Source organism: Mesorhizobium sp. M0062 (assembly GCF_040323125.1).
GTDB lineage: Bacteria > Pseudomonadota > Alphaproteobacteria > Rhizobiales > Rhizobiaceae > Mesorhizobium.
In genome coordinates this window covers 87,790-101,024 of the sequence record NZ_JAMYUO010000009.1, presented here as the reverse complement: position 1 = coordinate 101,024, position 13,235 = coordinate 87,790, and the positions used below count along the sequence as shown (strand labels likewise).

General features: G+C 64.8%; 11 protein-coding genes. 5 read left to right on the top strand and 6 right to left on the bottom strand.

What is annotated here, in order from left to right:
* The first annotated feature begins 10 nt into the window (after window positions 1–10).
* Window positions 11–1,036 (top strand): aldose epimerase family protein, encoded by a 1,026-nt coding sequence (locus NKJ64_RS13510; protein WP_352462790.1) that lies wholly within the window; start codon window positions 11–13, stop codon window positions 1,034–1,036.
* A gap of 4 nt (window positions 1,037–1,040) precedes the next feature.
* Here the strand turns inward: NKJ64_RS13510 and NKJ64_RS13505 are convergent, their stop codons facing one another.
* Window positions 1,041–1,961 carry a sugar kinase gene (locus NKJ64_RS13505; protein WP_023829379.1) on the bottom strand — a complete coding sequence of 307 codons (921 nt, stop codon included), beginning with the start codon at window positions 1,959–1,961 and terminating at the stop codon, window positions 1,041–1,043.
* On the opposite strand from NKJ64_RS13505, the gene NKJ64_RS13500 reads away from it, so the two are divergent.
* Together NKJ64_RS13500 and NKJ64_RS13495 are read left to right on the top strand one after the other, a co-directional pair.
* Window positions 1,885–2,559: a FixH family protein gene (locus NKJ64_RS13500; RefSeq protein WP_245260578.1), complete on the top strand. Its 675-nt coding sequence runs from the start codon at window positions 1,885–1,887 to the stop codon at window positions 2,557–2,559. The genes NKJ64_RS13505 and NKJ64_RS13500 overlap by 77 nt on opposite strands.
* Before the next feature lie 4 nt (window positions 2,560–2,563).
* Window positions 2,564–3,763: a cytochrome-c peroxidase gene (locus NKJ64_RS13495; RefSeq protein ID WP_352462772.1), complete on the top strand. Its 1,200-nt coding sequence runs from the start codon at window positions 2,564–2,566 to the stop codon at window positions 3,761–3,763.
* Window position 3,764: 1 nt separating this feature from the next.
* Here NKJ64_RS13495 and NKJ64_RS13490 read toward each other — a convergent pair whose 3' ends face one another.
* Window positions 3,765–4,217: an Lrp/AsnC family transcriptional regulator gene (locus NKJ64_RS13490; RefSeq protein WP_023688158.1), complete on the bottom strand. Its 453-nt coding sequence runs from the start codon at window positions 4,215–4,217 to the stop codon at window positions 3,765–3,767.
* 163 nt (window positions 4,218–4,380) lie between these two features.
* On the opposite strand from NKJ64_RS13490, the gene putA reads away from it, so the two are divergent.
* Both putA and NKJ64_RS13480 read left to right on the top strand, forming a co-directional pair.
* On the top strand, window positions 4,381–7,989 hold the full coding sequence (gene putA / locus NKJ64_RS13485; protein ID WP_023815476.1) for a bifunctional proline dehydrogenase/L-glutamate gamma-semialdehyde dehydrogenase PutA: 3,609 nt from the start codon (window positions 4,381–4,383) through the stop codon (window positions 7,987–7,989).
* Between the two features lie 87 nt (window positions 7,990–8,076).
* A complete protein-coding gene (locus NKJ64_RS13480; RefSeq protein WP_023829377.1) occupies window positions 8,077–9,141 on the top strand; it encodes a glycosyltransferase in 1,065 nt (354 codons plus the stop codon).
* Between the two features lie 45 nt (window positions 9,142–9,186).
* Here the strand turns inward: NKJ64_RS13480 and hmuQ are convergent, their stop codons facing one another.
* The 4 genes from hmuQ to NKJ64_RS13460 all read right to left on the bottom strand — a co-directional run bounded on the left by hmuQ (window position 9,187) and on the right by NKJ64_RS13460 (window position 13,231).
* Window positions 9,187–9,501: a heme-degrading protein HmuQ gene (gene hmuQ, locus NKJ64_RS13475; RefSeq protein ID WP_023688161.1), complete on the bottom strand. Its 315-nt coding sequence runs from the start codon at window positions 9,499–9,501 to the stop codon at window positions 9,187–9,189.
* Window positions 9,502–9,556: 55 nt separating this feature from the next.
* A complete protein-coding gene (locus NKJ64_RS13470) occupies window positions 9,557–10,471 on the bottom strand; it encodes an energy transducer TonB family protein (protein ID WP_352462771.1) in 915 nt (304 codons plus the stop codon).
* A 178-nt stretch (window positions 10,472–10,649) separates the two neighbouring features.
* Window positions 10,650–11,084, bottom strand: coding sequence for a hypothetical protein (locus tag NKJ64_RS13465; protein WP_023821471.1), 435 nt, complete (start codon window positions 11,082–11,084; stop codon window positions 10,650–10,652).
* A gap of 5 nt (window positions 11,085–11,089) precedes the next feature.
* The gene (locus NKJ64_RS13460) at window positions 11,090–13,231 is read right to left on the bottom strand and encodes a TonB-dependent hemoglobin/transferrin/lactoferrin family receptor (protein WP_352462770.1); all 2,142 of its coding nucleotides are present in this window, start codon (window positions 13,229–13,231) and stop codon (window positions 11,090–11,092) included.
* Window positions 13,232–13,235: the final 4 nt, after the last annotated feature.

Here is a 13,235-nt window from a genome sequence, read left to right as displayed (position 1 = left end):
GCATTTGGACATAGCGATGAAGGACGGCGAAGTCTTCGGCACGACGCAGGCGGGCGAACCCGTTCGCCGTTTCACCATCCGGGGCGGCGGCATCAGCGCCAACATCATCGGGCTCGGCGCAATCATCCAGGATCTGCGCCTCGCCGGCCACGATGCGCCGCTGGTGCTGGGCTACGACCGCTTCGAGCCTTACGAGACCGACCGGGCCTTCTTCGGCGCGGTCGTCGGCCGTTACGCCAACCGCATCCGCGACGGCCGCTTCACCATTGCCGGCCAGCGCTACCAGACCGAGCGCAATTTCCTCGGCAAGCACACGCTGCATGGCGGTTCGGAGGGCTTCTTCCAGCGGCCGTGGACGGTTTCGCTGCATGGCCGGGATTTCGTCACCCTGACCCTGCACGATCCCGAGGGCACGATGGGCTTTCCCGGCGCGCTCGACGTCACCTGCACCTACCGGCTGAAGATTCCCGGCACGCTCTCGATGGAGCTGACCGCCACCTGCGAGGAGCCGACGCTGTGCAATCTGGCGCAGCATTCCTATTTCAATCTCGACGATGGCGGCACCGGTGACATTCTCGACCACCGGCTGATGCTGAATGCCGGCGCCTATACGCCGGTCGATGGCGAGATGATCCCGACCGGCGTCGTCAAACCTGTCGACGGCACGCCCTTCGACTTCCGCCAGGCGCGGCCGCTGCGCATGGAAACGGAAGGCGAGCAGCTTCCCTACGACGTCAATTTCTGCCTGGCGTCAGCCCGGGGCCCGCTTCACCAGGTGGCGTGGGCGCAAGGCGCCAATTCCGGCGTCGAGATGGAAGTCTGGACCACCGAGCCGGGCCTGCAGCTTTACACCGGCCAGTATGTCGCGCCGACCTCGGGCGGCCTGGACGGACGGCGCTACAAGGCGTTTTCCGGCTTTTGCCTGGAAGCGCAGACCTGGCCCGACGCGCCGAACCGGCCCTATTTCCCGCAGGCCACGCTGTGGCCGGGCCAGATCTGTCATCAGGTGACGGAATATCGTTTCAGGCTTCCCTAAGGTCTTAGCCCTCGAAAGCGGTTCTTAGAACCTCGAACGGCGCCAGCGCGCCTCGCACCTGCACGACAGCGGCGGCGACGCGATGCGCGCGCTGCACGGCATCCGCCGGGGCATGGCCGGCAAGCCGGGCGGCGAGATAGCCGCCATTGAAGGAATCGCCGGCGCCGGTGGTGTCGACCGGGGTGGCGACATGCTGGGCCGGAACCGGCTGCAGGGCTCCGCCAGTGGCGATCAGCGCGGGTTCCTCGCCATTCTTGACGACGACTTCGCCGACCAGTTTTCCGAACCGCTCGGCGGTCGCTTGCGATGCCGTGTCGCCAAACAGCATCTGCTCGTCGGGAAAGGTCGGCAGCGCGATGTCGGTGACGGCAAGCGCGTCGAGGATCGCGGCTTGCGCCTCCTCGCGGCTCTGCCACAGGCGCGGCCGGTAGTTGGGGTCGAAGGCGACGAGCGAACCGGCAGCCCGCGCCTTGGACACTTCCGCCAGCAACGTCTTGCGCGCGGCGGCATCCAGAATTGCCAAAGTGATTCCGGAAAAATACACAACAGCCTGGTTTTCAAGGCTTTTTGCCAAGGCGGCCGGGTCCGAGGCGAGCCGCCTGGCCGCCGCGTCGCTGCGCCAGTAGGTGAAGGCGCGTTCGGCGCCGGTCAAGGTGATGGCGTAGAGGCCGGGCCGCGCGCCTGGGATGACCGGGCTGGCGCCGATGTCGATGCCGTTTTCGGCGAAGAACGAAATCTGGCCCTGCGAGAAGGGATCGTCGCCGAAGGCCGAGACATAGGTCGCCGGCCGCTCGCCGCTCAGCGCATGCAGCGCCCACAGCGTGTTGAACGTGTCGCCGGCAAAGCCCATGCGCCAGTTCGGCCCGGCCTGGCCGGACAGCTCGAGCATGCATTCACCGATCGAAGCGACGCCGTCTGCTGCCATGTATCTGTCTCCGGATCAGTTCGCTGCTGTAGCTTTTTGCGGCCGGCAGCGCCATGCTTGGCGGCGGCGGTTTTTTGCGCCAGAAGCGTTTTCCCACAGAAGCGGCGGGACGCGAATTGCTTCCCGAGACGTTATGCCCAGAAGAGGAACCGGTTTGGCATCGATATGGCGTTATCTTCTTGCGGGCGTTGGTCTGGCCGGCTTGCTGGCTGGCATATTGGCGATCGTCTATCTGACCGCGCCGCAGTCGGCGCCGGGCCCGGATATTTCGCGCTCGAAGAAGACGGCGAACGGCTTGTTTGTCGCCAGCATTCAGCCGGAACGCGGCGTTATCCGGCAAGGCGAACTGCAATCCTGGTTGCTGACCCTGAAGACGGTCAACGGCGATTCCGTGGAAGGTGCGGCGATCTCGGTGTCCGGCGGCATGCCGCAGCACAATCACGGCTTGCCGACCAGTCCGCAGGCGACCGATTATCTTGGCGAGGGGCGCTACAGGATCGAGGGGCTGAAATTCACCATGAGCGGCGTGTGGCAGTTGCGCTTCGCCATTTCGGCGGCGGCCGGTTCCGACACGGTCGTCTTCAACGTGGTGCTGTGAGCGGATGAACGGCCTGTTGCGCTTTCTGGCATTGGCGGCGGTCGTGCTCGTTGCCGGCTGCGGCAAACCGGATTTTTCCGATGCCGAGAAGAAGACCATCGCTTCGCTGGCGCTGAACACCTTGCCGGCGCTCAAACCCGACACCACCAACCGCTTCGCCGACGTGCCGGCCGCCGCCGCCCTGGGCTCCACTCTGTTCTTCGATCAGGGGATGAGCCGTGACGGGAACGTATCCTGCTCGACCTGCCACAAGATCGACCGGCAATTCCAGGATGACCTGCCGCAATCCGTCGGCGTTGGCCGAACCAACAGGCGCTCGATGCCGCTGGCCGGCATTGCCCGCAATCCGTGGTTCTTCTGGGATGGACGGCGCGACAGCCTGTGGGCGCAGGCGCTGACGCCGCTGGAAAACCCGCTTGAGCAGGCGGGGAACCGCGCGGCCTTCGCGCATTACATCCAGAAGCGGTTCGGCGAGCGCTATGAGCGCATCTTCGGGCCACTGCCGGATCTTTCCGCCGTGCCGGCCAACGCCAGCCCGCTCGGCAATGAGGCCGAGCAGGCGGCGTGGAAGGCAATGACCGCGGCGCAAATGGACGACGTCAACCGCGTCTTTTCCAACATCGGCAAGGCGATCGCCGCCTTCGAACGGTCGATCGAACCGGCACAGACGCGCTTTGACCGCTTTGCCATCGATCTTGCGTCAGGCGCCAAGCCGAAAGCCGACGATGCCTTTTCGCAGGAGGAGATGCTCGGGCTGAAACTGTTCATCGGCAAGGCCAATTGCGTCACCTGCCATAACGGCCCGCGCTTCACCGACAACGCTTTCCACAACACCGGCGTGCGGCCGGTCAGGGATTTGCCATTGGATCGCGGCCGTTTCGATGCGGTGGCCCAGGTTCAGGCCGACCCATTCAACTGCTTCGGCGCCTTCCGCGATGGCGACGCCGGCGCCTGCGGAGAACTGCGCTTCATCGTCAAGGCAGCACCCGAACTGATGCGTGCCTACAAGACGCCGTCGCTGCGGGGCGCGGCGACACGGCCGCCCTATATGCATGCCGGACAGTTCTCCACGCTGGAGGAGGTGGTGGCGCACTACGCGAAGGCGGAGGCGGCCGTTGAAGGCACCTCCGAAGTGCACCCGTTGCAACTGTCGGACCGCGAACGCGCGGCGCTGGTGGCGTTTTTGAAGACGCTGTCGGAGTGAGCTAGCGATCCTTCACCGTCTCCATCGCCACGAAGGTCGAGGTCTGGGCGACGTGGGGGAGCGCCGAGATGCGCTCACCGAGAACACGGCGATAGGCGGCGATGTCGGTGGTACGGACTTTCAGGAGATAATCGAAGCTCGACGCCATCATGTGGCACTGCTCGATCTCCGGCACGGCCTGCACCGCGCGATTGAAAGCATCGAGCGCGGCCGAGCGTGTGTCCGACAATTTGACCTGGACGAAGGCGACATGACCTTCGCCCATGCGCTCGCGATCGATGATCGCCTGATAGCCCCTGATATAGCCGTCCTTCTCCAGGCGCTTCACCCGCGCCTGCACCGGCGTCTTCGACAGGCCGACCTTGCCGGCCAGTTCCGACATGGACAGCCGCCCGTCGCGCGCCAGCGCCGACAGGATGTTTCTGTCGATGCGGTCCAATTGGTCTCCTGTCACGGATATCACAGTCCATCTGATAACAATTTAGCCGCATGATAGACCGCTCGGCCTGCCATGTCGATTTCTTTGGACCGGCCGAAAATGCGGCTCTGTGCTAGCTTGCGCCATTCGGTCCGGCGACCGCCGGCCCGCTCCCAGATGCTTGCTCCGCAGGACCGCCATGCCGCTCGACACCATCCGCCAGCAGATCCGCGCCAACTACCTGCCCGACGAAGACGCGGCTGTGAAGCGCCTGGCTGCCGCGACAGAACTTTCGGCCGATGACCGCAAAGCCGTCTCGGCCCGTGCCGCGGATCTGGTGCGCGCGGTGCGCGGCTCGTCCGACCCGCGGCTGATGGAGGTTTTTCTCTCGGCCTACGGCCTCTCCACCAAGGAAGGAGTGGCGCTCATGTGCCTGGCCGAGGCACTGCTGCGCGTGCCTGACACCGAGACCATGGACGACCTGATCGCCGACAAGATCGCACCGCATGACTGGTCGGCGCATTCGGGCGGTTCGAGCTCGATCTTCGTCAACGCCTCGACCTGGGCGCTGATGCTGACCGGCCGTGTGCTCGACGAAGGCGAGGGCGGCATTGAAGGCACGCTGCGCTCGATGGTTCGCCGGCTGGGCGAACCGGTGATCCGCAAGGCGGTCGCCGCCGCCATGCGCGAAATGGGCGAGCAGTTCGTGCTCGGCCGCACCATTGCGGAAGCCGTCAAGCGCGGCAAGTCGATGATCCAGAAAGGTTATCTCTATTCCTTCGACATGCTGGGCGAGGCCGCCCGCACCGAGGCCGATGCGCTGCGCTACCTCAAGGCCTATGCCGACGCGATCTCCTCGCTGGATTCAGGCTCCAACGGTCCCGATATCCGCCAGAACCACGGCATCTCGGTCAAACTGTCGGCGCTGCATCCGCGCTATGAAGAGGCACAGAAGGAAAAGATGCTGCCGGTGATGGCCGAGCGGCTGCTGTCGCTGGCGCTGGCCGCACGCCATTCGCGCATGGGCCTCAACATCGACGCCGAGGAGGCCGACCGGCTCGACCTGTCGCTCGATGTCATCGAGCGCGTGCTGGCTGAGCCGGAGCTTGCCGGCTGGAACGGCTTTGGCGTCGTCGTCCAGGCCTACGGCCCGCGCGCGGCCTTCACAATCGACTGGCTCTATGCGCTGGCGAAAAAGTACGACCGCAACATCATGGTGCGGCTGGTCAAGGGCGCCTATTGGGACACCGAGATCAAGCGGGCGCAGACGCTGGGGCTTTCCGGCTACCCCGTCTTCACCCGCAAGGCCAACACCGATGTTTCCTATATGGCCTGCGCTAGGAAGCTGCTTGGCATGACCGACCGTATCTATCCGCAATTCGCCACGCACAATGCCCATACCGTCGCCGCCATCCTGTCGATGGCTGACAACCGTGACGCTTTCGAATTCCAGCGCCTGCACGGCATGGGCGAAGCGCTGCATGAGACGGTGCGCCGGGCCGAAGGCACGCGCTGCCGCATCTATGCGCCGGTCGGCGCGCACTCCGACCTCTTGGCCTATCTGGTTCGCCGCCTGCTGGAGAATGGCGCCAACTCCTCCTTCGTCCATCAGCTCACCGACGAGGACGTCGAGCCGGAGGATATTGCGCGCGATCCGCTCGAGACGGTCGAGAGCCAGGGCCCCGCCGCCAATCCGGCAATCGCTCGTCCTGCGACGATCTTCGGCGCTGGTCGGCGCAACTCGAAGGGGTTCGACATCACCGATCCGGTGACGCTGGCGGCGATCGACAAGGCCAAGGCGGCCTTTGCCGGGCCCGAGCGCTGGCATGCCAAGCCGATGACGCGCGCCGCCGGCTACGGCAAGCAGCGCCCGGTGGTCAATCCGGCAAAGCCTGCCGAGATCGTCGGCACGGTCGCCGAAGCCGCTGCCAAGCAGGTCGCGACCGCGGTGCGCTTTGCTGTGGAAGCGCAGCCGTCCTGGGCGAAGCGTCCCGTTGCCGAGCGCGCCGCCATCCTCAACCGCGCCGCCGACCTCTATGAGGCCAATGCGGTCGAGTTTTTCGCGCTGGCTACAAGGGAAGCCGGCAAGTCGCTGGCCGACGGCGTGGCTGAAGTGCGCGAAGCCGTCGACTTCCTGCGCTACTACGCTGCCGAAGCGGCCAACAACGAAGCGGGCACCGAGGCGCGCGGCGCGATCGTGTGCATTTCGCCGTGGAATTTCCCGCTCGCCATCTTCACCGGCCAGATCGCGGCAGCGCTCGTCACCGGCAATTCGGTCATCGCCAAGCCAGCCGAACAGACCCCGCTGATCGCCTTCCGCGCCGTCGAGCTGCTGCGCGAGGCCGGCGTGCCGGAAGATGTCATCCAGCTTCTGCCGGGCGACGGTCCGTCGGTCGGCGGACCGCTAACTGCGGATCCGCGCATTGCCGGCGTATGCTTCACCGGCTCGACCGAGGTTGCAAAGCTGATCGAGAAGCAACTGGCCGAGACAGCCGCGCCCGACGCCATGCTGATCGCGGAGACCGGCGGTCTCAATGCCATGATCGTCGATTCCACAGCACTGCCCGAACAGGCGGTGCGCGACATTCTGGCATCCGCCTTCCAGAGTGCGGGTCAGCGCTGTTCGGCGCTGCGCGTGCTCTACGTGCAGAAGGATGTCGAGAAGAAGATGCTGGAGATGCTGAAGGGCGCCATGGAAGCGCTCACCATCGGCGATCCCTGGCAGATTTCGACCGATGTCGGGCCGGTCATCGATGACGAGGCGCAGGAATCGATCCGCGAGTATTGCACCAAGATGGGGCTGCAGGGCCGGTTGATTGCCAAACTCGAAGCACCGAAGGACGGCCGCTTCGTTGCGCCGCATGTGTTCCGGGTCAAAGGCATCGAGGAGATGGAGCGCGAAGTGTTCGGCCCGGTGCTGCATGTCGCCAGCTTCGACGCCGACGGGATCGACGCCGTCATCGCCGCCATCAACCGCAAGGGCTATGGCCTGACCTTCGGCCTGCACACCCGCATAGAAGGCCGCGCCCAGCATTTCGTCGACGGCATCCATGCCGGCAACATCTATGTCAACCGCAACCAGATCGGCGCCGTCGTCGGTTCGCAGCCCTTTGGCGGCGAGGGGCTTTCGGGCACCGGGCCGAAGGCCGGCGGGCCGCATTATCTCCGGCGGTTCCGCAAAGGGCCGGAGGCGGGCACGGAGATTGCCGAGGGCCACAAGGTGACTGCGACCGAACTCGCCGACAATCTGCCCGATCCGACGCTTGGCGGCTGGTCGACGCGGCCGGATCGCATCGCCATCTTGAGAAAGCATTTGCGTGGCAAGGGCGCTGCAGCCATCGGCGCTGCAGCCGCCATCGATTTCGGCCAGGTCGACCTGCCCGGACCGACCGGCGAGGCCAACACGCTGTCGCTGTCGCCGCGCGGCCGGGTGCTGTGCCTCGGTCCGGACGCCGAAACGCTGCTTGCCCAGACGATCCAGGCGCTGGCCGCCGGCAATGCGGTGCTGGCCGTGGCGCCGGGCGCGCCGGCAGCACTGTCGGCGCTGACCGGCAAGGGGTTGCCGCTGGCGGCCATAGACGGTCGGCCAGACCCAGTCGAAGCGCGTTCGCTGCGCGTCGATGTCGTCGCCTTCTCGGGCAGGCCCGAGGCGGCGCGGATCGTGCGCAAGGTCATTGCCGACCGCAGCGGGCCGATCGTGCCGCTGGTCAGCGAGGTGCTCAACCCGGCGGCCTATGCGCATGAACGCGCTGTCTGCGTCGACACCACGGCTGCCGGCGGCAATGCCAGCCTGCTCGCGGCGGCCTAGGGGGCTTTTCGCGGCTCGCTTGCCTGCGTCGGGTTGCAAGGGTATGCGCAAGGGACAGAGAGCAACTCGAGCGGGGCAGCCGAACAGATGGAAGACACGTCCCGACCGTTTGAGCTGCCGCGCGTGGCGGTGGTCATCACTTGCTTCAACTATCGGCCGTACGTCGAACAGGCGATCCGCTCGGTGCTTGCGCAGACCTACCGGAATTGGGAATGCGTCATCGTCGACGATGCCTCGACGGACGGCTCGGCCGACCATGTCCGACAGCTTCTAAGGGATATAGAAGACCCGCGCCTGCGCCTGTTGGCGCGCAAGGAGAATGGCGGCCAGACCGCGGGATTCCGCGACGGCTTTGCCGCAACCGACGCGCCCTTCGTCGCGTTTCTCGACGCCGATGACGTGTGGCTGCCGGATTTTCTCCTCGCGCATCTGTCCGCCCACCTCAACACGACGCATTCGGCCGCACTGTCGAGTTCCGATGTGTTCCTTGTCGATGGCGACGGCACCTTGCTGGGCGGTACCTTCCTTGCCTTGCGCAAACCGCGGTCCGGAGCGGATCGCAATGGCGTCGCCATCGCGCCCGGTGGCCGGCTTGCCGGCATGGCGCCCGGGATCGCCTACGCATCGGAGCATCCGGTAACCTATTTCGCACCTGCGGTGACGGGCTGGCTGTGGTCGCAATGCTCGGCGATCATGTACCGGCGTGGCGCGCTGGAACCGGTATTGTCCTTCCCGTTCAAGGCCAAGGTCGGGACGGATTATCTGACGGCGACACTCGCGCACCAGGCCGGCGGCAGCCTCATCCTGTCAGAAGGTCTCGGCCTCTATCGCCTGCATGGCTCCAACCTGTCCACCGGAACTGCCTTTGCCGGCGGCAATGTGCGGCAAACGCCTGCATACAGGAGCTACAGGAGCGTGTTGGCGGCGGATGCCGCAGACTATTTGCTGGCGAATTCTGCCTGGCTCAGCGATCTCAACGGGCGAAATTTCATACCTGCATTCCTGATGCAGCATGTGCGCCAGTTCCCGGAGCTGGCCGGTGATCCGCGGTTGGCGCGCTACCTGACACGCGGACAGCCCTGGCGGCGGCTGCGCCTGCACATTGCCCAGTGGCTTCGGCGACTGGGCGGCCGGAATTCAACCGGAACATGACGGCATCTGCAGGTCGTCAGATCTCGTCGACGGGTGAAATCTCAATCAGGCGCCTTCGACAACCGAAAAGCCTTCGAACTGCGGATGGCCGAGATAATGCACCTTCGAGGTGCCGGTGTTGCGATGGGCGGCGCGAAAATTCTCGGATTTGGTCCAGGCGACGAAATCCTCATGGCTTGCCCACACCGTGTGCGAGGCAAACAGCGTGTAACCCTCGGCCTCGTTGACCGGGCCGCGCAGCAAGTGGAATTCCCTGAAGCCTTCCATCTTCGAAAGGCTGGAATCGCGGTTCTTCCAGACATCCTCGAAGGCAGTCTCCGAGCCGTTCTGGACCTTGAAGCGGTTCATGGCGATGTACATTGGGCTTCCTCTTGAATTGGTGGACGACGACATTTGGCGAAGGTCTGCGAGCTGGTTAAAACGGACCGATCCGCGCCCTGAACACCCAACTTGATAATCCGGTCTCGGGTGGAATGGGCGGGAACGGGGCTTGCTGGCGCACCAGTTTCAAAGCGAATTGGTCTAGCTCGGCAGACCCTGAACTTTCGATAAGCTGCAAGTCGCTGACGCTGCCGTCGGCCATGACGACGAAATAGACCCTGGCATTGTTGCGAGCCTTGGCTTGAACCGCCTTCGAAACGTGGCGGTTGGCGCGGACAAGCTTGTTCTGAACTTCAACGCTGTAGCCGGATTCCATCGAATTGCCCGCCGCGCCCTGTTTTCCGCCTTTGCTGGCAACCGCCGTTGCCTCGCGCTCCTCGCCATCTGCCGTGCCGCCAGTCTCTCCCGGTATTGGTGCGCCTGATATTGATGTACTTGGCCTCGGGCTTGGGACTGGTGGCCTCGCGGTAGGCAATTCAACGGCAGGCTCATTGGCGGGAGACGCCTCCGAACTATGCGTTTGAACCGGTGACGGTGCAGGCGTCTCACCCTCCGGGGCGACACTTTGATCATCCGGGATGGCAGCCGTCGGTGCATCCGGAGCGACGACTACCTGCTTGGCAGCTTCCGGCGCAGATTTGGGCGCCGCCGGCTCCTCTACGGCTTGAGGCGCCTCGGTTTGCGGCGTGGGTTGGACGGGGTTGGCCGGCTGAGGATCGGTTACCAGGGTAACATCCACTGCGTCGGGTACCGGGTTTTGCAAAGCGGTGCCGAGGACGTCTGCGCCTGATCGATCGGCGCCTTCGGCCTGTATTGCCTTTCCGGTATCGAATGTCCCGGCGGGTGCGACCATGAACGCCGCTGCGGCAGCGGCATGGAGCAGGCAGGACGCGACGATCGCCACAGTCCATTTGCGGTCCGCGGCCGCCGGCTGTACGAGCTCGTCCATTGTTATCGCCGGTTCGTTGCCGGCGTCGGGGAGGGGGGTGATGTCCTGCATGGTTCGCGGCGAGACCTGCCGCGAGCGCGGCGGGATTGTCAAATCAAGATCGGTTGCCGGCCATAACGGCGGAGCTGCGACGGGTCGTGTCGCATTGTCGTGCAGGAAGGCGGGATGCAGACCCACCTCAAACGCCGAATGCGATACCGGTCTTGGTCTGCGTCTTCAGGCCGCGCATGCAGGCGCCCGGTTCGACGCCGGCGCATTCGGTGGCGCTGTTGATCAGCACGCGGCTGAGTTTGGTGCAGTCGGTGCCGGCGAGGTCGAAGCGGATCACCTTGGTCTTGCCGGCCGGCAGGTCCTTGAAGTCGAGCACGCTCAGGCGGTCGACCACGCCGGCCTCGTTGAACAGCGCGATTTCGAAAGCCGCCTTGGACAGATCGGCGCCGAGCGCATTGTTGACGACGAAGGTCAGCCGGCAACCCTTGTCCGAGGGCTGCGCGGCATTGAGCTCGAGGCTGAGTTGCGGAGCCGGCGCGGACTGAGCCCACGCCGGCATCAAGCCAAGCGACATCGCCAGCGTCGAGGTCAGGAGCCGAAGCGATGCCGTCAAACTTGTCATGGGTGTCAGCCTCCAAAGCGCATGGTTGCGGCCAGCTTCAGCGTGATGCCGGGTTCATAGATGACGGCGGTGGTGCCGCCGTTCAGCGGGTTGGTGTATTTGACGTCGAACAAATTGTCGGCGCGGAAGTCCACCTTCAGATTGTCGGTGGCCTGGTAACTGGCGAAGGCGTTGACCAGAGTATAATCCTTGGCTACGGGGTTGCCCTTCGGCTTGCCGTTGTACTGCACCTCGCCGCCGACGGTCAGCTTGTCCTGAAGGAAGCGGAAGCCGAGCTGCCCGGTGACCTGCGAGGACGGGATGGTGGCAAGGTCGGCGCGCTCACCTTCATCGGAGATGGTGTGGCCGTTGGTGATCGAGGCGGAGAGCCCGGCATAACCCCAGGCGGCATCGTAGACGCTTTCCAGTTCGAAGCCGTTTATCTTGGCCTGGGCGACGTTCTGGTACTGGAAGCAGATCGGAATGCCGGGGCCGAACGGGCAGCCGCTGGTCGGGTCGAATGCCGACAGTGTGACGCCTTCGATGTAGTCATCGACATCGTTGTGGAAGTAGGCGGCCTTGAGCCGGAACGCGTCGCCGGCCTCGATGAGGTCGTTCAGCTTGTAGTTGACGCCGAACTCGGTGGTCTTGCCGGTTTCAGGCCGCAGGTTTGGGTTGGGCAGGAACGGGAAGGTGACGCCTGCCGGATGGTTGCCGCTGATCAGCGTTTCGGTCAGCGACGGCGAGCGGTAGCCTTCCGCGTAGGTGCCATAGAACTGCAGGCCCGCCAGGCTGGCGCTTTCGAAAGGCGTGACACCAACGGTGATGCGCGGCGACAGACGATCACCTGACGTTTCGTGGGTGCTGTCTTCGAGGCTGTAATTGTCGTAACGCAGCCCGGCAATGACCTCGAGCCAGTCCCAGGTGAGCTTGTCCTGGATGTAGGCGCCCGAAACACTACGCTTGCCCGATGGGGTGTAGAAGCTGTCGCCGCCGGCGGTGCCGCCGGTCTCGACATCGTCACCCACCCAGTCGCCGCCATAGGTCAATTCGTGCGCAACACCGGCTGTTTCGAAGCGCGACGTGTTCCAGATGTCGACGCCGGCCGTGCCAACGTCGAAGGTCGAGGTCGAACCGACGGGCAGCAGCACGGGAAGGCCGGTCGACGGATCGAAGCGGTTCTGCGGGACCAGCGTGGTGAGGTCGAGATTGGTCTTGTTGTAGGAGGCGTTGATGTGGAGATCGAGCCAGCTCCTGGCGTCGTCAGTGATGTTGTAGCGGGCGGTGAAGGTGTTCGACTTCAGGTCGACGTCGTTGGCCGGCACGCCGCCGCTGGTTTCCGTCCAGCCGTCGCTCGAGCCGACCCAGCCGAGCTTCAATTCGCTGTCTTCGCTGGGGCGGATTGTGGTCTTGAGCAGGCCGCTCAGCAGGTCGAAGCCGGTGCCGGCGACGGTGTCGCCGCTGCCATTCTTGTAGTCTCCGTAGTCGCGGTAGACGATGTTGCCCAGCACATCCAAATCGTCGTTGAATTTGTAGGCGCCGCTGGCACTGGCGGTCCAGCCCTTGCCGTTGCTTTCATAGCGCCCGGTGACGGAGCCGGCCCAGGTTTCGCCCGGTCTGAGGAAATCCACCGCATCCTTGGTGTCGAAGAAGACGACGCCGCCAATGGCGCCGGAGCCGTAGGTGTTGGCGGTCGGTCCGCGAATGACGTCAACGGATTTGATGAGCTCGGGATCGACATAGAAGGTCGACTGCGTGCCGTGGTCTGAGCGCTGGAAATTCTGCCTGGCACCGTCGACGATGACCGCGACGCGACCGAAATCCTGCAGGCCGCGGATGTTGATGCTGGAGCTGACGCGTCGCGCATCGGCCTGCACGGCGACACCAGGCACACCGAGCAGCATTTCGTTCGGCGTCGTCGCCATGCGGCGGTCGAGCTGTTCCTGGTCGACATGGCTGGCTGAGGCCAGCGATTCGATTGCCGTCTTGCCGGTGCGGCTGATGACGAGGATCTTGTCCAGCAGGGTCGCGCCGGCGGGCGCCGGCTTGGTGTCCTCGGTTTTCCTGGTCTGGTCGGCCTGGTCAGCGGCCGGCTGAGCGGCCTGCTGAGCGCTGGCCGGCGATGTCAGCAGCGCGATCGTCGCTGCCCCCGCAAGCAAGGCTGCCATTGCC

Coding starts and splice junctions, on each gene's coding strand:
- hmuQ (WP_023688161.1), bottom strand. CDS start 9,501: ATGTACATCGCCATGAACCGCTTCAAGGTCCAGAACGGCTCGGAGACT.
- NKJ64_RS13465 (WP_023821471.1), bottom strand. CDS start 11,084: ATGACAAGTTTGACGGCATCGCTTCGGCTCCTGACCTCGACGCTGGCG.
- NKJ64_RS13495 (WP_352462772.1), top strand. CDS start 2,564: ATGAACGGCCTGTTGCGCTTTCTGGCATTGGCGGCGGTCGTGCTCGTT.
- NKJ64_RS13480 (WP_023829377.1), top strand. CDS start 8,077: ATGGAAGACACGTCCCGACCGTTTGAGCTGCCGCGCGTGGCGGTGGTC.
- NKJ64_RS13470 (WP_352462771.1), bottom strand. CDS start 10,471: ATGGACGAGCTCGTACAGCCGGCGGCCGCGGACCGCAAATGGACTGTG.
- NKJ64_RS13500 (WP_245260578.1), top strand. CDS start 1,885: ATGCGCCAGTTCGGCCCGGCCTGGCCGGACAGCTCGAGCATGCATTCA.
- NKJ64_RS13505 (WP_023829379.1), bottom strand. CDS start 1,961: ATGGCAGCAGACGGCGTCGCTTCGATCGGTGAATGCATGCTCGAGCTG.
- NKJ64_RS13460 (WP_352462770.1), bottom strand. CDS start 13,231: ATGGCAGCCTTGCTTGCGGGGGCAGCGACGATCGCGCTGCTGACATCG.
- putA (WP_023815476.1), top strand. CDS start 4,381: ATGCCGCTCGACACCATCCGCCAGCAGATCCGCGCCAACTACCTGCCC.